This window comes from Ruegeria sp. CG4, from assembly GCF_056537185.1.
Window position 1 is genome coordinate 1057611 of the sequence record NZ_JBQFRB010000001.1, and the last position, 19445, is coordinate 1077055.

A 19445-nucleotide genomic window follows, 5' to 3' on the forward strand; every position below is an offset into this window, starting at 1 on the left:
TGTCCCGTTCTCGTGATTTCCATCGGATTTTGGGTCGTGGAACTGTGCCTGTGCACACTCGCATACAAGGAAATACCCAAATGATAACAAAGAGAAAAACGGCCCTTCTGCTCGCCGTCTCGGCACTCGGATTCAGCGGATTGAAGGCCAACGCCCAGGATGCCCAGACCCAGGCCGAACTGGATGCCCTGCGCGCCCGTGTCGAAGCGCTGGAGGCCGCCAAACCCGGTGCGGGGACCGGCGACCTGAGGATCGGCAATACCACTCTGGACGTCTACGGATATATCAAGGCCGATTTCTTCTACGACTTCGACTACGACCAGGGTGACACCGCCTTCGTAAACAACATCGGTGAGCCTGCAAACGAGACCAGTGGCACATTCGGCGCGACTGTTCGTCAGTCCAGAATCGGGCTGCGTACCAGCACGCCTTCCGGTATCGGCGAAATCGGCGGCCAGCTGGAACTGGATCTGTTCGCCTCGGGCGGAGCGGCTGAACTGCGCCTGCGCCATGCCAATATCACGATCGGAGACAGCTGGCTGATCGGTCAGTACTGGACCAATTTCCAGCCGCTGGACACCTATCCGACCTCGGTTGAATTCAACGGTCCTGTCGGTATCCCATTCGCTCGTGTGCCACAGGTGCGCTACTCCAATACCCTTGGGTCCAACACAACATTCTCGGCTTCGATCGAAGAGAACGTCAGCGCGTCCAATTCGAGAGATCCGGTTTTCACCGGTGCAATCGAGTACGACGACGGCACATATATTGCCCGCGCGTCCGCCCTCTATGGCAAGGCCGAATCCGGCACGGTCGAAGTCGATCAGACAGGCTTTACCCTCTCGGGCTCGGTCCGGCCGTGGCAAGGCGGGCTGTTTCAGGTCAACTACGTCGACGGTGAGGCGCTTGGCCCCTACCTGATCGGCCTGGGCGATGCCATCGTCAACGGCCGGGCAAATGACGTCGACGGCTATACCATCGAGTTCCGCCAGGACATTGGTACGAAATGGAATGTCGGTATCGCCTACGGTCGCGAAGATTACGATCTGCCCACCTCGACCGGCACGTTGTCCTTCACCGAGCTTGAGACGATCCACGTGAACGCCTTTTACCAGGCAACCGACAACCTGACATTCAGCGCCGAATACTTCTTTGGCGAGCGGAACGATGCCCCCACTGGCCGGACGTTTGACGGCGACCGGGTCCAACTGGCGGCGCAGCTGAACTTCTGACATCCCATACCAGCCCTGGCCGGCTTCGGGCAGGGTTTTCCCTTGGCGGATATGGGACGCGGCGGCAAACACGATCAGCGCACCCCGTCGAAGATTTCAGGAAAAGAATGGCGCGCGACGTCCAGATCAATCACCAGTAATGCGTCGTAGCTGGCGGGATCGAACGGGTCTTCTGCCGCAATCACTTCCCGCCCGAACAGCCAACTCAGCCGCCCTGCGTCCAGATTGCCACGCTCAAACGGCTGGTCACCGAAATGTTCCCACAACGCTTCCATGAACGCCGCGTCCGCGCGCCGGTCCGCTGGTTTGCGATCCCGGAAACGCTCGCGCCGGGTCAGAGGCGTTACACCTTTGGGGTTGGCGCGCCGGATGACGAACTGGAAATCGGTGCCGGACAGACGGCCGGGGAAACCACGATGCTTCAGCATACCTGAACCTCGGCCATCAACATGTTGAAAAGGAAAAAGGACTTACACTCAACCAGAGCTGGTTTCATTGCGCGCACCTCCAAGGTCGCCGGTTTTTTCTGAAACGCACTGATGTCATGAAAATCACCGATCATGATCAGAGCCCTTCCCAGATACACCGGGAATCCTCCAACCGGTAGGCCTCGAAAAACTGCGTTGCATCGGGCGCGGCATTTCCGAATTCGGTGGCGCGGTCGGAAAAGGAAATCACGACGAGGGCCGGCTCAAGTTCATGCTTCGCCACATAGGGAACCGCGAGGATTTCACAAAGATGCGCCATATCGGCCGACGCCACATCATAACCGATCCGCCCAACTGTCGAACCGATCTTGGGGGCAATGAAGCGAAACCTAAGCCACAATTCACCTGGGTTATTGTCCAGCAGAACATCGCTCAGCTCGACTGGCTGGCCTGACGGAACAGGCAAAAGGCTTTGGGCCAGTACTTCCGCAGGGGATGCAAGCAACGCGCCAGCTAAAACAAATGCGCGACCCCAGCCCCGCCAGTGGCAGGCTCCTCTCTCCGGGGTCGCGGGCGCAGCGTTGACTCGCCGCGCTAATCTGTTTCTGGCTGGTTGTTCCATAAACCTGTTTCGGCCTCAAAGTCGGATTTTAGGCTTCGCAATCGTTCCGCCATCAACTTCGGCAGACCGTCTCCAATTCGAGGTGGGCCGCCCCACCCCGGCCATCAAAGCGGGATATTGTCGTGCTTTTTCCACGGGTTCTTCAGCTTCTTGTTCCGCAAACTCGCAAATGCCCGCGAGACACGGCGACGCGTAGAGTGTGGCATGATGACTTCGTCAATAAATCCGCGCTCGGCCGCGACGAACGGATTGGCAAAGCGATCCTCGTAATCCTGCGTATGCTGCGCGATCTTGTCCGCGTCGCCCAGATCGGCGCGGTGAATGATTTCGGTCGCGCCCTTGGCGCCCATCACTGCGATCTCGGCTGTCGGCCAGGCGTAATTGAAATCGCCTCGTAAATGCTTCGACGCCATCACGTCATAGGCTCCGCCGTAAGCCTTGCGCGTGATGACGGTTACTTTCGGAACCGTTGCCTCGCCATAGGCGAACAGAAGCTTTGCACCGTGTTTGATCACGCCGCCATATTCCTGGCTGGTGCCGGGCAGGAAACCCGGAACGTCGACAAGTGTCAGGATCGGAATTTCAAAACAGTCACAGAAGCGCACGAACCGTGCGGCCTTGCGCGAGCTGTCGATGTCCAGACATCCGGCCAGAACCATCGGCTGGTTGGCCACGACGCCAACGGTCTGCCCCTCAAGCCGGATGAAACCGGTGATGATATTCTTCGCGAAATCCTCCTGGATTTCGTAGAAATCACCCTCATCCGCGACCTTCGCGATCAGTTCCTTCATGTCGTAGGGCGTGTTCGGGTTGTCCGGAACCAACGTATCCAGCGAAGATTCAATGCGATCGGGTTCGTCAAAGAACGGACGCACGGGCGGCTTTTCGCGGTTGTTGAGCGGCAGGAAATCAACCAGACGGCGCACTTCGGCCAGCGCCTCGACATCGTTTTCAAATGCACCGTCGGCAACCGAAGACTTCTTTGTATGAGTAGACGCACCACCCAACTCTTCCGCCGTCACGACCTCGTTCGTTACGGTTTTAACAACATCGGGACCGGTCACGAACATGTAGGATGTGTCTTTGACCATAAAGATAAAGTCGGTCATCGCCGGGCTATAGACCGCGCCGCCCGCACAGGGCCCCATGATTACGCTGATCTGCGGCACAACGCCCGAGGCCATGATGTTACGCTGGAACACTTCGGCGTAACCCGCCAGTGACGCAACACCTTCCTGAATACGCGCACCACCCGAGTCGTTGATACCGATCACCGGGGCTCCGTTCTGCACCGCCATATCCATGATCTTGCAGATCTTCTGTGCGTGAGTTTCAGACAGCGAGCCGCCGAAAACCGTGAAATCCTGACTGAACACATAGACCATGCGGCCATTGATCGTGCCCCATCCGGTCACAACACCGTCGCCCGCAGGTTTCTGATTTTCCATTCCGAAATCGGTACAGCGATGGCTGACGAACATATCGAATTCTTCAAAGCTGTCTTCGTCCAGTAGCAACTCGATCCGCTCGCGCGCCGTCAGTTTGCCCCGCGCATGCTGCGCATCGATCCGCTTTTGCCCACCGCCCAGCCGCGCATCGTTACGGCGATCTTCAAGCTCGGAAAGGATGTCTTTCATGACGATAACCCCTGTAAAATTTGGCCGGACCTTATACGGAGTCATGCAAGGACCAAAGCAACTTTCGGCAAATTTGCAAACTATTGGCAATCCAGTCAGTGAATAGTGTAAATTTGCTAATTTTTCGATTGACGCTGCGAGGCCGATGGTAATCTCATCTGCGCCCCCTATACATGCACATCATGCAATTCAGCTCGACCTCGGTGCGCAGATCGCCGCCTTCAATCACGACATTGGTCATCCTATCGGGGCTTTCCGCCCTGAGCATGAATCTGTTTCTGCCCAGCCTGCCCAACATGGCAGAGTATTTTGAAACGGAATACCGGGTGATGCAGTTGTCGATTGCCCTGTACCTGCTGATAAATGCGGTGCTGCAGATACTGATCGGCCCGATAGCGGACAAGGCCGGGCGCAGGCCCGTTATGCTGTGGGGGCTCGGGCTTTTTCTGCTGGCAACTTTAGGCTGCATCTATGCCCCGAATGTCGAGATTTTCCTGGCGTTTCGAATGTCTCAGGCCGTTGTCGTGGTCGGGATGGTCCTCAGCCGAGCCGCCGTTCGCGACCTTTACGAACAGGACAAAGCCGCCTCGATGATTGGATATGTCACCATGGGCATGGCGGTCGTTCCGATGATCGGTCCAGCAATTGGCGGCATCCTGGAAGAGGTCTTTGGCTGGAAAGCCAACTTCTGGTTTCCTTTTCTGGTGGGCGCTCTTGCGATCTGGCTGACCTATTCGGATTTCGGTGAAACCAGCATCAAAAGCGGCAAGACATTATTGCAGCAGTTTCGGGAATACCCGGAACTTCTCACGTCTCCGCGGTTTTGGGGTTACTCCCTGTCTTCCGCGTTTTCGTCCGGTGCGTTCTTTGCTTATCTCGGCGGCGCCCCCTTCATCGGAACCGAGGTCTTTGGCATGACCGCGGCAGAAATCGGCATCTATTTCGGCGCGCCAGCACTTGGCTATTTCTTCGGCAACTTCCTGAGCGGGCGCTACTCGGTGCGCTTTGGCATCAACAAGATGGTTCTGTGGGGAAGCTGGCTGAACGCGCTTGGTGTATTCCTGTCTGCTCTACTGTTCCTGGCCGGGTTGGGAACCGCCATCAGTTTCTTCGGGTTTATGACATTTGTTGGCGTCGGCAACGGCATGGCGATCCCCAATGCAACATCCGGCTCGCTGTCCGTTCGCCCCCATCTGGCCGCAACAGCATCCGGCCTGAGCGGCGCAATCATGCTTGGCGGCGGCGCAGCGCTGAGCGCACTTGCGGGCGCGCTTCTGACACAGGAAACCGGCGCAATGCCGTTGCTTTGGCTAATGCTCACAACCGCGGTTCTGGCCATCGCAGCCATCAGCCTTGTCATTTGGCGGGAACGACAGCTGGGTCTTTGAACTTTCTTGCACGCAGCGGTTTGCAAAGTTAGCCTGCGCTGAAAGAAAAGTTGCAAAGACACGCCATGGCCACTCAAAAGCTCTATGCCGGCGCAAAGCTGCGTGAAATGCGCACGCGCCTGACCCTGACGCAAAAGGAATTCGCAACCAAGCTTGGCGTTTCCCTGCCCTATCTAAACCAGATGGAGAACAACAACCGACCGATCTCGACAACGGTTGTTCTGGCTCTGGCGCAAGAATTCGGGATGGATGTCACCGAGCTCAGCACCGGTGACAGCGAACGGCTGGTGTCGGATATGCGCGAAGCGCTCGCTGACCCGGTCTTCGACGACGCAATGCCCCCTCTTGCCGACTTGCGACTGACTGCATCGAACGCACCGGCGCTGGCACGCGCCTTCATCGCGTTGCACCGCACGTATCGCCAGACGCACGAACGGCTGGCCTCGCTGGACGAGGCCCTGGGGCGCGAGGATTCCCGAATTCAGGCCAGCCCCTGGGAAGAAGTGCGCGATTTCTTCCACTATTGCGACAACTATATCGACGCTGTCGACCGGGCCGCCGAACGGTTTTCAACACGCGCGGAAGAAGCCGGAGGCATACGCGCCGCAGCCCTCAACAGCCTGTCCGAGCGGGGCATCCGTGTTGAGTTCACGGATATTCCAGAAACGCGCAAATATGACATAGCAAGCAAAACGCTTTCTCTGTCTTCACGCGCCGCGCCGCAAACGCAGGTCTTTCAGTTGCTGCTGCAGGTTGCGCTGATTTCTCAGGACAAACTACTTGAAGCAACCCTGGATTTCGCCCGCTTCCAAAGTGACGAAGCCCGCGCCATCGCCAAAATCGGGCTTGCGAACTACTTTGCCGGGGCTTCCCTGATGCCCTACGGTGCCTTCTTGGCCGCCGCGCAAGAGGATCGCCACGATCTGGAATTGCTCAGTATCAGATTCGGCGCATCAATCGAACAGGTTGCCCACCGCCTGTCCACTTTGCAACGGCCCGGAGCCAAAGGCATCCCCTTCTTTTTTGTTCGCGTGGATCAGGCCGGAACGATCACCAAGCGCCATTCAGCCACACGACTGCAATTTGCGCGCTTCGGCGGCGCCTGCCCGCTGTGGAATGTCCACCGCGCATTCGAAACGCCAGGTCATTTCCTTCTTCAACTTGCCGAAACGCCGGACGGAGTGCGTTATATCTCCCTGGCGCGCGACGTATCGAAATCCGGCGGTTCATTCGGGGCCCCGGTGCGCCGCTACGCCATTGCACTGGGGTGCGAAGTGCGCCACGCGCAGGCTCTGGTCTATGCCGACAACCTGGATATCAGCAATGCCAGCGCCTATGAACCGATCGGGATTTCCTGCCGGATTTGCGAACGTCAAACCTGTCACCAAAGGTCCGTTCCCCCGCTGGAACGCAGACTGACAATCGACGCCCATACCCGAGGAACGCTGCCCTACGAAGTCACCTGAAACTTTTCCCCGGGATCTTCACCTGGCTAAAAATATCCCGGGGGAGTCGCGGCCTGCCGCGACGGGGGCAGAGCCCCCGATTGGGTCAGTTTTTCGACAGGATCGCCCAGATTTCATCCTTCAAGGCCGCGCGCTTCTTGCGCAACTCAACTTCAGCCAGTTCCTCCATCGGCTCGACATTGGTCTCGGCCCGATGCACGGTCCGGTTGATCTCATGATATTCGTCCGACAGCCGGGCAAAATGCGCGTCGGACTGCTTGAGTTGGCTCATCGCATCGACTTTTTCCGGAAACTCTTCGGCCAGTTCATGTGGGGTGTGGGACATTCCTGTAAGCTCCTCAAAATGTTGTTGTCCCCACGGATAAACATGTTCCGGCGATACCGCTTTGACCCGGATCAAATTGGCGACATCAAAAGCCTGGATTCACCGCTTTGCAGGTCGCCAGCCCGCCAAACGCGCCGCCCTGGCATCACAGAACCAACGCTCGCCCTTTGCCTTGTTGATCTTTGTCGCCGAATAGAAAGCCTGCCCGGGCATGTGGTAAATCTTTTCTCCACGAGCCGAGATATTTCCCTTGATCTGGCACGTTTCCTGCCGGGGCAAACCTGCAGTCCCGGCGCGGTGCACCCAGGGCACCTGAATCACTGTTGCGTGCAGACCCTTCTTTTCCTTCGCGGCCCTCTGTTCAAACGGCACATATTCGCGGGAGTATTTGCGATACGCAAAGGCCAGCCCATCCTCGACCAGCGTAAGCGCTGCATCGCTCCCCGCTACATAACAACGAGCAACCACACGGCCATACCTGTCCCGATCCACCGGTTCACAGAAGGCCGGTCTCCCATCGAACCTTTGTCGTGCAACCTGCGTTGCCCACGCGCCACAGCGCCATTCGACACCTTGCGCGTCACGACATGTCTGATCCAATTCGGGGGCGTCAATTCCAGACAGACGAATCCTGACCCCACCGACATCCCACGTATCCGCGTCCACGACCCGCACAGTCCCGGTTGGCCGGTCAGCGGCCAGAACCATCTGCGGCAGCATCAGAACAAAACACAAACAAAGTCTTAACATACCCCCGATATGCCCCTGACCAACGGCGCATTCAACGGGGTATGTTAAGAAACGTTAACGCTGAGCGGTCTCCCACTCGGGATGGACCCATGGCCGGTCATTCGAACTAGGCAACGCATCCTTGCCCAGCAGGTGATCCGACATTTTCTCGCCCACCATGATCGATGGCGCATTCAGGTTTCCGTTGGTGATTTGCGGGAAAATCGAACTGTCCGCGACCCGCAGACCATCTACACCGATCACACGCCCCTGCGGGTCGACGACAGCGTTCTTGTCGTCTGCCCGCCCCATACGGCATGTCCCGCAAGGGTGATACGCGCTTTCGGCATGTTCGGCGATGAATTCGTTCAATTCCTCGTCGGACTGAACGCTGGCTCCGGGCTGGATCTCTTTGCCCGCATAGGGTTTGAAAGCGTCCTGACCGAAGATCTCGCGCGTCAGACGGATGCAGGTGCGGAAATCCGCCCAATCCTCTTCGTGGCTCATGTAATTGAAACGAATGACCGGCGCGTCCTCGGCACGGGCCGAGCGCAGCGTTATCGCCCCGCGCGAAGGTGAGCGCATGGGACCGACATGCGCTTGGAAACCATGCCCCTCGGCCGCGGTCTGCCCGTCGTAGCGCACGGCGATCGGCAGGAAATGATACTGGATATCCGGATACCGCACACCGGGTTTCGAGCGAATGAACGCAGCACTTTCAAACTGGTTCGAGGCACCCAGACCCGTTTTAGTAAACAGCCACTGGGCACCGATCAGCCCTTTGCTGAACAGGTTCCAGTGCTTGTACAGCGTGATCGGCTGCAGCGATGCCTGCTGGATATACAGTTCCAGATGATCCTGCAGGTTAGCCCCAACCCCGGGGCGATCCGCGACTACGCCGATCCCATGTTCAGCCAGATGTGCCGCGGGTCCGATACCGGACAACATCAGCAGCTTGGGCGAGTTTATCGAAGATGCGGCCAGAACCACCTCACGCCGGGCACGAATGATCTCCTTTTTGCCGCGTCGGACCAATTCGACGCCCATGGCGCGGCCGTTTTCCATTACGACACGTGTCGCAAGGCCACGCAGGATGTCGCAGTTATCCCGTTTGAGAGCTGGCTTCAGATAAGCATTCGCAGCAGACCAGCGCCGTCCTTTCCAGACGGTCTGCTCCATCGGGCCGAACCCTTCCTGTTTTTCACCGTTATAGTCGCCGGTAACCTGGTATCCCGCCTGTTGCCCGGCATCGACAAAGGCCTGGAACAGTGGATTTTCGCGCGGGCCACGCGACACGTGCAGCGGCCCGTCAGTGCCGCGCCACGTCGGATCGCCCCCATGCCCGCCATCGTGCCAGGATTCCATTCGTTTGAAATACGGCAGGACATCCGCATAGGACCACCCATCAGCGCCCATTTTCGACCAGGTGTCGTAGTCATGGGCATGACCGCGTACATAGACCATACCGTTGATCGACGACGATCCGCCAATCACCTTGCCGCGCGGACAGGCCAGCCGGCGGTTGTTCAGATGCGGCTCGGGTTCGGAACTGTAGCCCCAGTCATAGCGCGACATGTTCATCGGATAGCTGAGTGCGGCGGGCATCTGGATGAACGGTCCCGCATCGGTGCCACCATGTTCAATCACCAGAACCGAGGCCCCGGCTTCGCTGAGGCGATAGGCCATCGCGCACCCTGCGGATCCTGCACCCACAATGACAAAATCTGCTTCCATTTTCAGGTCTCCTGTTCCCGCCGGGCCAAGGTCTTTCGTTGAAAAACCTAATTGCCTCCGGCGGGAGTATTTTCAAAAAGATGAAGAGGTTATTCGCCGCGCGGGAAGCGGGCGTTTTCCTCGACGATATTCAGATCCATGTGATTGCGCATGTAACGCTCCGATGCTCTTTGCAGCGGCTGGTAATCCCACGGATAATATCCCCCCTGCCGCAACGCCTCGTACACGACCCAGCGGCGCGCCTGACTGGCCCGCACGTCTGCGTCGAAACGATCCAGATCCCAGCGCGCCTCGGATTTCGCGCGCAGAGTTTGCAGTGTGCCAGCGTGTTCGGGGTTCAAGGCAAGGTTGGTCAGTTCGTGCGGATCGGCCTCAAGGTCGAACAGTTGATCCGGGTCCAGTGTGCAGCGGTTGTATTTCCACTTGCCGTAGCGCAATGAGACAAGCGGCGCATAAGACGCTTCGGCCGCGTATTCCATGGCCACGGGCGCGGTGCGCTCGCCGCCCTGAGCCAAGGGCACTAGGTTCTCGCCATCGGTCCAGGGCGCGATCTCTTCCATGTCGACGCCAGCCAGAGCGCCCAGCGTCGGTGTCACGTCGATGGTCGATACCGGGGCGTCGATACGCCCTGTTGGAAGATCAGGGGCCGAGATCATCAGCGGCACCCGTGCCGAGCCTTCGTAGAAGTTCATTTTGAACCACAGGCCCCGCTCGCCCAGCATGTCGCCGTGGTCTGAGACGAACATGATGATCGCCTCTTGCCGCGTCGTTTCCAGCACCTCGATGATCTCGCCGATCTTGTCGTCAAGATAGGTGATGTTGGCGAAATAGGCGCGTCGGGATTTGCGGATGTCTTCTTCGGTAATGTCGAAACTGCGCCAGTCATTGGCATCGAAGATCCGTTTTGCGTGCGGATCCTGATTGTCGTAGCCGATATCGGCGATCTCTGGCAGAAGATGCTCGCAATCCTCGTAGAGATCCCAGTACTTGCGCCGGGCAACATAGGGGTCGTGCGGGTGGGTGAAGCTGACGGTCACGCACCAGGGGCGGTCGTCTTTGCCGCGCGCCAGATCGTAAAGCTTGGCTTTGGCGTTGTAGGCAACCTCGTCATCATACTCCATCTGGTTCGATATTTCGGCCACGCCTGCGCCAGTCACCGAACCCATGTTGTGATACCACCAGTCTATTCGCTCGCCGGGTTTGCGATAGTCCGGTGTCCAGCCGAAATCGGCCGGGTAGATGTCAGTGGTCAGGCGATCCTCAAACCCATGCATTTGGTCGGGACCGACGAAGTGCATCTTGCCGGACAGGCAGGTGTAGTAACCTGCGCGACGAAGGTGATGCGCGTAGGTGGGAATATCGCTACGGAACTCGGCCGCATTGTCGTAGACACCGGTGCGCGAAGGCAACTGGCCGGACATGAAACTGGCCCGACCGGGCGCACAAAGGGGCGACGCGGTATAGGCATTTGCAAAACGGGTCGAACGCGCGGCCAGTTTCTTGAGGTTGGGCGCATGCAGCCAGTCTGCGGGACCATCGGGAAAGAGGGTTCCGTTCAGCTGATCCACCATCAGGATCAGAATGTTCGGCATTGTCATTTTTCAGCCTCGAGTAAAGTGTTGAGGACACGCATTGCGTGGTTAACGGCCAGTTGCGGCTCTTCCGGTGCGCTCAGCGCCGCGCGGATATACAGCCCGTCGATCAGGGCAATCATGTTCTCGGCAGCTTCAACCGGGTCACTCATCAGCGGTCGCAGGCTGTCGATCAGATTGGATCTGATCCGCGACTGGTAGATTTGCCAGAGACGCAACGCATCGTCATTGGTTTGCGCCAGAACATAAAAGGTCATCCAGGCAGCGATCACATCAGGTGTGAAACACGAGGGTGCAAAGCATGCCCGGATAATGGCCTGTGGTCTTTCCCCTACTTCAGCGCTTTTCAGTTGTCCGCGGGCTTCGGCACCAAAATCGGATAGAATGCGGCGCATGGCGGCCAGAAATATCTGATCTTTGCCGCCGAAATAGTGATGCGCCAACGCGCTGGACATGCCCGCCCGTTTGGCGATCTGGCTGACGGTCACGTCGAGGGACTTTTTCAGACCAAGCTCGGCAATCGTCGCGCGGACGATTGCATCCCGACGGATCGGTTCCATTCCGAGTTTTGGCATGCCTACCTCTCAGCAGCTGGGTTTACCAAACGCTAAGGGGGTTTTATTGACTCGTCAATCAATAACGTTCAGGCCGAGCGAGCGGCGTCAGTATTTCGGGCCGACTCCCGGCGGCGTTACGGCACTGCGGTTCAGGACCGCTTCGCGCCATGAGATGAAACTGACGGCAGCGAGGATCAGCGTTCCGCCAGCAACCACCCAGACATCAACCCGTTCATGAAATACCAGTGCACCCATCAAAGTTGCCCAGATCAGTTGCAGGAACGTGACCGGCTGGGTTACCGCAACAGGTGCCGCCTGAAGGGCCAGCGTCATGAAGTAATGACCAGCTGTCGCGAAACAGGCGATCAGAAACAATACACCCAAATCGTGCAGGCTGGGCGGGGTCCAGACGGCATAGGCAAACGGGATCAGGGCGATTGTAACCCAGATTGACAGGTGCGCGACCACGACCGAAGGCGGAATATCCCGGACCAGAAGCTTGGCCAACAGGTAAGACCCGCCAAGGGTCAGCGCCGTTCCCAACATGGCGACATGGCCTGGCGAAACCTCTCGAAACCCGGGGCGCAGAATGATCAGAACCCCGATCAGGGCAACCAAAATTGCGGCAATCCTGCGAAAGGCCAGCTTTTCCCCCAGAAACAGCGCGGCGCCCAGCGTGACGTAAATCGGTGTCATGTAGTTCATCGCCGTCACTTCGGCTAAAGGGATCTGGGTCATGGCAAAGAACCACAGCATGACCGCCACGGCGTGGATAATCCCCCGCAGCCCGAACAACGTCAGGTCTCTTTTGGTCAGATGCGTTGCCATGATCGTTCGCAAGGCAGGCAGCAGAAACACCAGCCCCAGCGCATACCTCAGAAAGGCCGCCTGTATTGGATCCATGGACGAGCCAAGGGTCTTCACCAGGGCCGTCATCATGACAAAGGACAGCCCGGCGGAGAACATCCAGAACATGCCTGCGATCGGGCGGATGGATACTGCTGCTGTTGTCATGTCAGTGGTTGAACACGGAAACCGGCGGCGGAACAACCCTTCACATCGCAACAAGTTTCAGTGCAATGGCCAACATGATGATCCCGATCACCACATCAAAAATTTGCCATGCCCGGGGGCGGGTGAAAATGGGCGACAAGATCCGCGCGCCATATCCCAGTGAAAAGAAGAAAACAAAGCTGGAAATCATGGCTCCGACCGCAAATCCCAGTCGGTCGTCATACTGCGCCGATATCGACCCGATCAGAACAACCGTATCCAGATAGACATGCGGGTTGAGCCATGTGAAGGCCAGAACAGCCAGCAAAGCCGCCCGCAGGCTGGTACGGTGCCCACTTCCCACCTCCATCACTGCGCCGCCACGCCAGGCCGACAGCAGGCTGCGCAGGCCGTACCATGTCAGGAAGGTGGCGCCACCATACCGCATTACCGGCTCGAACCAGGGAGCGGCCTGCGCCAGCGAGCCAAACCCGGCGACACCGGCGGCGATCAGTACGGCATCCGAGACGGCGCAGGTCAGACAAAGGGTGAAGACATGTTCGCGACGCAAACCCTGCCGCAGGACAAAGGCGTTTTGGGCGCCAATGGCCAGGATCAGGCTAAAGCCCAAGGCAAAACCGGCGATCAGAGATGTGGACATGAAACCTCCTGCGTTCCGACCGTTGACTAAAACCAGCAAGGCGATCTATCAAATTAAAGATGTTGAGCCAGATTAAGCGCAGCTAATGATGCTGGATCCCAACCACCTGTCCGCCTTGTCGGCGATTCTGCGTCACGGCAGTTTCGAAGCGGCTGCGTCCGATCTGGCCGTTACGCCCTCGGCCATTTCACAACGTATCAAAGCGCTGGAAGATCGCGTCGGTGCCGCTTTGATCAACCGCGGCACGCCCTGCTCGGGTACGCCTGCAGGTATTCGCATTGCCAGGCACGCTGAGGACATCAGCCTTCTTGAGGCGCAGTTGTCCCGCGAACTGACCCTTAAGCAGGGTCCGGAAACAGCAAGAGTACGCATCGCCATTCCGGCGGACACTCTTGCGACATGGTTCATTGATGCGATGGCGCAGACGCGGGGTATTTTGTTTGATCTGGTCGTGGATGATCAGGACCATTCGGCAGAATGGCTCAGGCGCGGCGAGGTCAGTGCGGCGATCACCGTGGGCGGACAGCCCGTGACCGGATGCGATACCACACCGCTAGGCGTCCTGCGCTATCTGCCGACAGCCAGTCCCGCTTTCATGGCGAAGTGGTTTCCGAATGGTGTCGACGCAACGTCACTGGCGCGGGCCACGTGTCTGACGTTCAACAGAAAGGACAATTTGCAGAAGATGTGGATTGCCCGCCAATTCAGCGGTCGAATTTCACCGCCGTCGCACTATCTGCCGTCCTCACACGGGTTTGTCGACGCAGCCCTGGCCGGGTTGGGTTGGGGCATGAACCCTGAGACGCTGGTCCGTCCGGCGATTGCCGCAGGGCGCTTGCAGGAAGTCATTCCAGACACGCCTTTGGACATCCCGCTCAGTTGGCAGGTGGGCCGTGTACTGGCGCCAGCCTTGAAACCCTTAACCAAAGCGGTCAGACAAGCCGCCGCCCAGTGGTTGATCCCGGAATAACCACGTCGAACAAAGATTAAATACCCAGAGGAATACAATGTTTTCACGTGATAAAATCAACTACACCCCACTACCGCTGCCGGACCGCAGCGATATGACAGACGCTGAGATGGCAACGGCAGCCGAAAGCTTTTATGACGTCATGCGCAAGCGCCACACGGTCCGCGACTATTGCGACCGAACGGTTCCGCGCGCGGTGATTGAAAGTTGCATCCGCACTGCGGGAACGGCCCCGTCCGGCGCCAACCATCAGCCATGGCATTTCGTGGCCGTATCTGACCCGGGGCTCAAACAGCGCATCCGAGAGGAGGCCGAGGAGGAGGAACGCCGGTTCTATGCAGGCGGTGCTGGTGATGAGTGGATCAAGGCGCTGGAGCCGATCGGGACAAACGAGGTCAAGGAACACCTCACCGTCGCCCCCTGGCTGATTGTCGTCTTCGCCCAGCGTTGGGGGCAGTTCGATGACGGTACCCGGTACAAGAATTACTACGTCCCAGAAAGCGTCAACATCGCCACCGGGTTTCTGCTGGCGGCGCTGCACCACGCCGGGCTCAGCACTTTAACACACACCCCTAACCCCATGCGTTTTCTCAATGATGCACTGAACCGACCTGCTTCCGAAAAACCGACAATGATTATCGCAGTGGGCCATCCCGCTACAGAAGCGACCGTCCCGTCCGTTGCAAAACTAAAGAAACCGCTGGAAGACATCTCGTCATTCTTCTGACAACCCGTCAGACCGAGGGCACAAAAAAACCCGGCCTGACAGGCCGGGTTTTTCAATCAGTCATACGACGCCTTACAGTTGCGCCATAACCTCGTCCGAGGCCTCGAAATTGGTGGTGACGCGCTGCACGTCATCATCATCTTCCAGCGCATCAACCAGTTTCATCAGCTTTTGCATGTCCTCGAGGCCCAACTCGGTCGTTGTTGTGGGCTTCCAGACCAGCTTGGTCGACTCGGTCTCACCCAGCGCGGCCTCAAGCGCGTTGGACACGTCGTTCAGATCGGTATCCGCGCACCAGATGATGTGCCCGTCGTCCGAGCTTTCGACGTCTTCGGCACCCGCCTCGATGGCCGCTTCAAAGATGGTGTCCGCGTCGCCTGCCGAGGCCGGGTAGACCACTTCGCCCTTGCGGTCGAACATGAAGCCGACCGACCCGGTCTCGCCCAGGTTTCCACCGTTCTTCGAAAAGGTCGACCGGACGGTCGATGCGGTCCGGTTGCGGTTGTCGGTCATCGTTTCAACGATGACGGCCACGCCATTCGGGCCGTAGCCCTCGTACCGGATTTCTTCGTAATCGTCGCCCTCGCCCGCCTGCGACTTCTTGATGGCGCGGTCGATCACATCCTTGGGAACCGAGTTCGACTTGGCCTCTTTCACCGCCAGACGCAGGCGCGGGTTCTTGTCGGGGTCGGGATCGCCCATCTTGGCGGCAACGGTGATTTCTTTCGACAGCTTGGAAAACAGTTTGGACCGCGCGGCGTCCTGACGCCCCTTGCGGTGCTGGATGTTGGCCCATTTGGAATGGCCTGCCATGTTGCGTCCTCGTGATAGTGATTGCGTATTCGGCGCTCATATAGACGGTTGCAGGGTGTGGGATCAAGAGAGCGGCTTGTCCAACCCGTCAGCGTGGGTATGGTGGCCCCATGACGACTGACCAGATCATTCTATTCGCACTTTTCATTACCGTATTTGCACTGCTTCTGTGGGGCAGGTTCCGATACGATCTGGTCGCGTTTTCGGCACTTCTGATCGGTGTTGTGCTGGGCGTTGTGCCCGTTGACAATGCCTTTTCAGGCTTCGGCCATCCGGCCACGATCATTGTCGCTCTGGTCCTGGTGGTCTCTGCCGGGTTGGTGCGGTCCGGCGCGGTGTTCCTGATCACCCGCACCTTAGTCGATGCTTCGCGCGGACTTGGCGCCCATATCGCGTTGATGGGCGGGATCGGGGCTGTGCTGTCTGCCTTTATGAACAACGTCGCGGCGCTGGCGCTGCTGATGCCAGTGGACATTCAGACCGCCCGCAAAGCGGGCCGATCGGTCGGACTAAGCCTGATGCCGCTAAGTTTTGCCACGATTCTGGGCGGCATGGCCACGCTGATCGGCACCCCGCCCAACATCATCATTGCATCGATCCGGGCTGAAACACTTGGCGAGCCGTTCCACATGTTCGATTTCGCCCCCGTTGGCGGGTTGGCCGCGATTGCCGGGCTGGCCTTTGTTGCGCTGATCGGATGGCGACTGATCCCGGACCGGGGGCCGCAGACGGAAACCTCCGAAGCGTTGGCCGAGTACATCGCCGAACTCACTGTTCCGCCCGAGTCCCCTCATATCGGCAAACGGGTCAGTGAGCTTTACGAGGTGGCGGAAAAATCGGACGTCGCCATCATCGGGCTGATCCGGGATGGCAAACGCCGTTATGGCCGATCCACCCATGCCACGCTGCACGAGGGCGACGCGCTGGTCCTTGAGGCGCGACCCGAGGCGTTGGATGAGTTCCGCACGGCGCTCAACCTGGATTTCTCGGACACGCGGCGACAGGAGTTGCTGACCGCCGAAGGCGACGGGTTGGAAGTGATCGAAGTCGTCGCCCCCGAAAGCGCCCGCATCACGGGCCGCACGGCGCAAGGGCTGGGCCTTGCCTGGCGGCAGAGCACCGTACTGATGGGCATTTCGCGTCAAGGCCGCAACATCACCGAACAGGTCCGGAAGACCCAGGTTGAAGCGGGTGACATCCTGCTTCTGCTTTGCCCACGGGATCGGGGGGCGGACGTTACTGAATGGCTCGGCTGTCTTCCGCTGGCCACGCGCGGGCTGAATGTCACGGCAAACGACAAAGCGTGGCTTGCCATCGGACTTTTCGCCGCCGCCGTACTGGCTGCCAGCGTCGGTCTGATCTACCTGCCGATTGCCCTGGGACTGGTCGTCGTCGCCTATGTATTGACCAAGATCATGCCGATTGCCGATATCTACAACCATATTGAATGGCCGGTCGTTGTCCTGCTGGGTTCCATGATCCCGTTGGGCAGTGCGTTGGAATCTTCAGGCGGCACCGAATTGATCGCAAACGCGCTGATACAACTGACAAACGGCTTGCCGGCCTGGGCCATTCTGACCGTGCTGATGATCGTCACAATGACCCTTTCGGATGTTCTGAACAACACGGCAACTGCCATCGTTGCGGCCCCTGTCGGCATCCAGATGGCCCGAACGCTTGAAGTGTCGCCCGATCCATTCCTGATGACAGTCGCAGTTGCCGCCTCGGCTGCGTTCCTGACGCCCATCGGGCACAAGAACAACACACTGGTTCTTGGGCCGGGCGGATATCGTTTCGGCGACTATTGGCGCATGGGCCTGCCGCTGGAGATCCTGATTATCGCGGTTTCGGTTCCGGCCATACTTGTGTTCTGGCCGCTTTGACGGGTAAGGGCAGAACATGAAACGCTTTTTGATCCTGCAACTGCGCCCTGAAACTGATGCATCGGACGCCGAGTACGCCTCGATTCTCGACAAAACCGGGCTTCACGCAGACCAGACCCATCGCATCCGGCTGGATTGCGAGACTTTGCCCGAGGGGCTTAGTGTTTCGGACTACGCGGGCATTATCGTGGGGGGAGGTCCTGGCTGCGTCAGTGACGATCCGGCTTCGAAATCGCCGCTGGATGCTCGTATCGAAAACACCATCATGGGATTGATGCCGCAGATCACCGCGTTGGATCATCCCTTTATGGGCTGTTGTTACGGGTTGGGCATTCTGGCCGCACATCTGGGGGGCGACGTCAGCAAGAACCGCTTTGGCGAGCCGGTCGGCCCTTCGATCTGCCGCCTGACCGAAGCCGGCGCGGCCGACCCGCTGACCGCGGGTCTGCAATCAGAATTCGAGGCCTTTGTTGGCCACAAGGAAGCCGTCCAGAACCTGCCGGATGGTTGCGTGCATCTGGTGGCTTCGGACCCCTGCCCGTTCCAGATGATCCGATGGGGGCAGAACGTTTATGCCACGCAGTTCCACCCCGAGGCGGATGCAGAGGGCTTTGAACAGCGCATCAACATCTACAAAGACCACGGTTATTTCCCGCCCGAAGACGCGCAAACGCTGATCGATCTGTGCCACGCCGCCGACGTTACCCAACCCGGCGAAATCCTGCGGCGGTTCGCTCAGCGCTATGGCTGACCCAACGACGTGGTTGCCTGATCCGTCGCCCCTCGCATAGGTTGATCCGAACAGCTTTGGGAGGAGTTGTTCTTGGATCTGCTCATCAATGTCGGCCTGCCCGTTTCGTTGGCCATCATCATGCTGTCTCTTGGTATCGGACTGGAGGCGGCCGATTTCCGTCGCGTGCTAAGCCGACGGTATCCGTTCGCGATCGGTGCCTTGTCTCAGGTAGTTTTGCTGCCCGTCACCGCTTTTGCTGTCGTAAAGCTGTTCGCCTTACCGCCCGCAATCGCAGTCGGGTTCATGTTGCTGAGCTTTTGCCCCGGCGGCGTGACCAGCAACATCCTGTCCCGGCTTGCCAGGGGCGATGTCGCGCTGTCCGTCAGTCTGACCGCTGTAATCAGCCTGTTGTCCATCGTGACAGTGCCCGTACTGGCCGCATGGTCGATCAGCCATTTCATGGCCGAGGATGCGCCCGAGGTGTCGATCAGCGGACTGGCCATCGCCATGTTTCTGATCACCACCCTGCCCGTGGCCATTGGTGTCGGCCTGCGCCATTTTGCAACCGGGTTTGCCGATCGGGTCGAACCTGCGCTGGCCAAAACCGCTACTATCCTATTCATCCTGATCGTCATCGCCGCCCTGGCCGGAAACTGGCAGTTGTTCATCGACAACCTCGGCATCATGGGTGCGGGGCTGGTCACACTGAACCTGGCGCTGCTGCTGATCGGACTGGGACTGGCGCGCGCAGCCAATCTGTCGTGGAATGAAAGCAAGACGATTTCCATCGAAACCGGCATTCAGAACTCGACACTGGGTATCACGCTGGCGGCCTTGATCACTGGAACAGAAAGCGGGTTCAGCCCGCTGGCCCTTCCCTCGGCCGTTTATGGCATCACAATGTATTTCGTGGCTCTTCCGTTTCTCGTCTGGTTCCGCAACCGCTGAAAGGACA

General features: G+C 58.6%; 19 protein-coding genes. 8 read left to right on the forward strand and 11 right to left on the reverse strand.

Annotated elements, in window-relative coordinates; genetic code table 11:
* Positions 1 to 80 precede the first annotated feature (80 nt).
* Positions 81 to 1232: a DcaP family trimeric outer membrane transporter gene (locus ACR0J2_RS05245; protein WP_480811872.1), complete on the forward strand. Its 1152-nt coding sequence runs from the start codon at positions 81 to 83 to the stop codon at positions 1230 to 1232.
* A gap of 74 nt (positions 1233 to 1306) precedes the next feature.
* On the opposite strand, the gene ACR0J2_RS05250 is transcribed toward ACR0J2_RS05245, so the two are convergent.
* From ACR0J2_RS05250 to ACR0J2_RS05260, 3 genes are all read right to left on the reverse strand, one after another.
* Complete coding sequence (locus ACR0J2_RS05250) at positions 1307 to 1660, reverse strand: hypothetical protein (protein ID WP_170609935.1); 354 nt, start codon at positions 1658 to 1660, stop codon at positions 1307 to 1309.
* Between the two features lie 136 nt (positions 1661 to 1796).
* Positions 1797 to 2165, reverse strand: coding sequence for a DUF6497 family protein (locus ACR0J2_RS05255; RefSeq protein ID WP_480490226.1), 369 nt, complete (start codon positions 2163 to 2165; stop codon positions 1797 to 1799).
* A gap of 221 nt (positions 2166 to 2386) precedes the next feature.
* Positions 2387 to 3919, reverse strand: coding sequence for an acyl-CoA carboxylase subunit beta (locus tag ACR0J2_RS05260; RefSeq protein ID WP_170609933.1), 1533 nt, complete (start codon positions 3917 to 3919; stop codon positions 2387 to 2389).
* A 182-nt stretch (positions 3920 to 4101) separates the two neighbouring features.
* Here ACR0J2_RS05260 and ACR0J2_RS05265 point away from each other — a divergent pair, with 182 nt between their 5' ends.
* Positions 4102 to 5307 carry a multidrug effflux MFS transporter gene (locus ACR0J2_RS05265; protein ID WP_170609931.1) on the forward strand — a complete coding sequence of 402 codons (1206 nt, stop codon included), beginning with the start codon at positions 4102 to 4104 and terminating at the stop codon, positions 5305 to 5307.
* Between the two features lie 65 nt (positions 5308 to 5372).
* Positions 5373 to 6773, forward strand: a complete 1401-nt coding sequence (locus ACR0J2_RS05270; RefSeq protein ID WP_480811873.1) for a helix-turn-helix domain-containing protein — start codon at positions 5373 to 5375, stop codon at positions 6771 to 6773.
* Positions 6774 to 6858: 85 nt separating this feature from the next.
* Here ACR0J2_RS05270 and ACR0J2_RS05275 read toward each other — a convergent pair whose 3' ends face one another.
* The 7 genes from ACR0J2_RS05275 to ACR0J2_RS05305 all read right to left on the reverse strand — a co-directional run bounded on the left by ACR0J2_RS05275 (position 6859) and on the right by ACR0J2_RS05305 (position 13364).
* Positions 6859 to 7098: a YdcH family protein gene (locus ACR0J2_RS05275; protein WP_321252104.1), complete on the reverse strand. Its 240-nt coding sequence runs from the start codon at positions 7096 to 7098 to the stop codon at positions 6859 to 6861.
* Between the two features lie 99 nt (positions 7099 to 7197).
* Entirely contained in the window at positions 7198 to 7848 is a 651-nt protein-coding gene (locus ACR0J2_RS05280) for a thermonuclease family protein (RefSeq protein WP_480811874.1), read from the reverse strand.
* A gap of 54 nt (positions 7849 to 7902) precedes the next feature.
* On the reverse strand, positions 7903 to 9561 hold the full coding sequence (betA, locus tag ACR0J2_RS05285) for a choline dehydrogenase (protein ID WP_480811875.1): 1659 nt from the start codon (positions 9559 to 9561) through the stop codon (positions 7903 to 7905).
* Positions 9562 to 9650: 89 nt separating this feature from the next.
* Positions 9651 to 11159 (reverse strand): choline-sulfatase, encoded by a 1509-nt coding sequence (gene betC, locus ACR0J2_RS05290; protein WP_480811876.1) that lies wholly within the window; start codon positions 11157 to 11159, stop codon positions 9651 to 9653.
* Positions 11156 to 11728 (reverse strand): choline-binding transcriptional repressor BetI, encoded by a 573-nt coding sequence (betI, locus tag ACR0J2_RS05295; protein ID WP_170805300.1) that lies wholly within the window; start codon positions 11726 to 11728, stop codon positions 11156 to 11158. The genes betC and betI overlap by 4 nt, the downstream gene beginning before the upstream one ends.
* Positions 11729 to 11815: 87 nt before the next feature.
* On the reverse strand, positions 11816 to 12724 hold the full coding sequence (locus ACR0J2_RS05300) for a DMT family transporter (protein WP_170682002.1): 909 nt from the start codon (positions 12722 to 12724) through the stop codon (positions 11816 to 11818).
* Between the two features lie 40 nt (positions 12725 to 12764).
* Positions 12765 to 13364, reverse strand: coding sequence for a LysE/ArgO family amino acid transporter (locus ACR0J2_RS05305; RefSeq protein ID WP_480811877.1), 600 nt, complete (start codon positions 13362 to 13364; stop codon positions 12765 to 12767).
* An 85-nt stretch (positions 13365 to 13449) separates the two neighbouring features.
* On the opposite strand from ACR0J2_RS05305, the gene ACR0J2_RS05310 reads away from it, so the two are divergent.
* Together ACR0J2_RS05310 and ACR0J2_RS05315 are read left to right on the forward strand one after the other, a co-directional pair.
* Complete coding sequence (locus tag ACR0J2_RS05310) at positions 13450 to 14334, forward strand: LysR family transcriptional regulator ArgP (RefSeq protein WP_480811878.1); 885 nt, start codon at positions 13450 to 13452, stop codon at positions 14332 to 14334.
* 37 nt (positions 14335 to 14371) lie between these two features.
* Positions 14372 to 15061: a nitroreductase family protein gene (locus ACR0J2_RS05315; protein ID WP_480811879.1), complete on the forward strand. Its 690-nt coding sequence runs from the start codon at positions 14372 to 14374 to the stop codon at positions 15059 to 15061.
* Between the two features lie 72 nt (positions 15062 to 15133).
* Here ACR0J2_RS05315 and ACR0J2_RS05320 read toward each other — a convergent pair whose 3' ends face one another.
* Entirely contained in the window at positions 15134 to 15874 is a 741-nt protein-coding gene (locus ACR0J2_RS05320) for a YebC/PmpR family DNA-binding transcriptional regulator (protein ID WP_170609910.1), read from the reverse strand.
* A 110-nt stretch (positions 15875 to 15984) separates the two neighbouring features.
* Between ACR0J2_RS05320 and ACR0J2_RS05325 the strand changes: the two genes are divergently transcribed.
* The 3 genes from ACR0J2_RS05325 to ACR0J2_RS05335 all read left to right on the forward strand — a co-directional run bounded on the left by ACR0J2_RS05325 (position 15985) and on the right by ACR0J2_RS05335 (position 19438).
* Entirely contained in the window at positions 15985 to 17757 is a 1773-nt protein-coding gene (locus tag ACR0J2_RS05325; protein WP_480811880.1) for an SLC13 family permease, read from the forward strand.
* A gap of 16 nt (positions 17758 to 17773) precedes the next feature.
* Positions 17774 to 18508 (forward strand): glutamine amidotransferase, encoded by a 735-nt coding sequence (locus ACR0J2_RS05330; RefSeq protein ID WP_480811881.1) that lies wholly within the window; start codon positions 17774 to 17776, stop codon positions 18506 to 18508.
* Between the two features lie 72 nt (positions 18509 to 18580).
* Positions 18581 to 19438, forward strand: coding sequence for a bile acid:sodium symporter family protein (locus tag ACR0J2_RS05335; protein WP_170805294.1), 858 nt, complete (start codon positions 18581 to 18583; stop codon positions 19436 to 19438).
* Positions 19439 to 19445: the final 7 nt, after the last annotated feature.

What these genes read in the sequence shown, in the direction of transcription:
- ACR0J2_RS05330 (WP_480811881.1), top strand. Translation starts at nt 17,774, where the DNA reads ATGAAACGCTTTTTGATCCTGCAACTGCGCCCTGAAACTGATGCATCG.
- ACR0J2_RS05300 (WP_170682002.1), bottom strand. Translation starts at nt 12,724, where the DNA reads ATGACAACAGCAGCAGTATCCATCCGCCCGATCGCAGGCATGTTCTGG.
- ACR0J2_RS05320 (WP_170609910.1), bottom strand. Translation starts at nt 15,874, where the DNA reads ATGGCAGGCCATTCCAAATGGGCCAACATCCAGCACCGCAAGGGGCGT.
- ACR0J2_RS05270 (WP_480811873.1), top strand. Translation starts at nt 5,373, where the DNA reads ATGGCCACTCAAAAGCTCTATGCCGGCGCAAAGCTGCGTGAAATGCGC.
- ACR0J2_RS05325 (WP_480811880.1), top strand. Translation starts at nt 15,985, where the DNA reads ATGACGACTGACCAGATCATTCTATTCGCACTTTTCATTACCGTATTT.
- ACR0J2_RS05275 (WP_321252104.1), bottom strand. Translation starts at nt 7,098, where the DNA reads ATGTCCCACACCCCACATGAACTGGCCGAAGAGTTTCCGGAAAAAGTC.
- ACR0J2_RS05315 (WP_480811879.1), top strand. Translation starts at nt 14,372, where the DNA reads ATGTTTTCACGTGATAAAATCAACTACACCCCACTACCGCTGCCGGAC.
- betI (WP_170805300.1), bottom strand. Translation starts at nt 11,728, where the DNA reads ATGCCAAAACTCGGAATGGAACCGATCCGTCGGGATGCAATCGTCCGC.
- ACR0J2_RS05260 (WP_170609933.1), bottom strand. Translation starts at nt 3,919, where the DNA reads ATGAAAGACATCCTTTCCGAGCTTGAAGATCGCCGTAACGATGCGCGG.
- ACR0J2_RS05310 (WP_480811878.1), top strand. Translation starts at nt 13,450, where the DNA reads ATGATGCTGGATCCCAACCACCTGTCCGCCTTGTCGGCGATTCTGCGT.
- betA (WP_480811875.1), bottom strand. Translation starts at nt 9,561, where the DNA reads ATGGAAGCAGATTTTGTCATTGTGGGTGCAGGATCCGCAGGGTGCGCG.
- betC (WP_480811876.1), bottom strand. Translation starts at nt 11,159, where the DNA reads ATGACAATGCCGAACATTCTGATCCTGATGGTGGATCAGCTGAACGGA.
- ACR0J2_RS05280 (WP_480811874.1), bottom strand. Translation starts at nt 7,848, where the DNA reads ATGTTAAGACTTTGTTTGTGTTTTGTTCTGATGCTGCCGCAGATGGTT.
- ACR0J2_RS05245 (WP_480811872.1), top strand. Translation starts at nt 81, where the DNA reads ATGATAACAAAGAGAAAAACGGCCCTTCTGCTCGCCGTCTCGGCACTC.
- ACR0J2_RS05250 (WP_170609935.1), bottom strand. Translation starts at nt 1,660, where the DNA reads ATGCTGAAGCATCGTGGTTTCCCCGGCCGTCTGTCCGGCACCGATTTC.
- ACR0J2_RS05305 (WP_480811877.1), bottom strand. Translation starts at nt 13,364, where the DNA reads ATGTCCACATCTCTGATCGCCGGTTTTGCCTTGGGCTTTAGCCTGATC.
- ACR0J2_RS05265 (WP_170609931.1), top strand. Translation starts at nt 4,102, where the DNA reads ATGCAATTCAGCTCGACCTCGGTGCGCAGATCGCCGCCTTCAATCACG.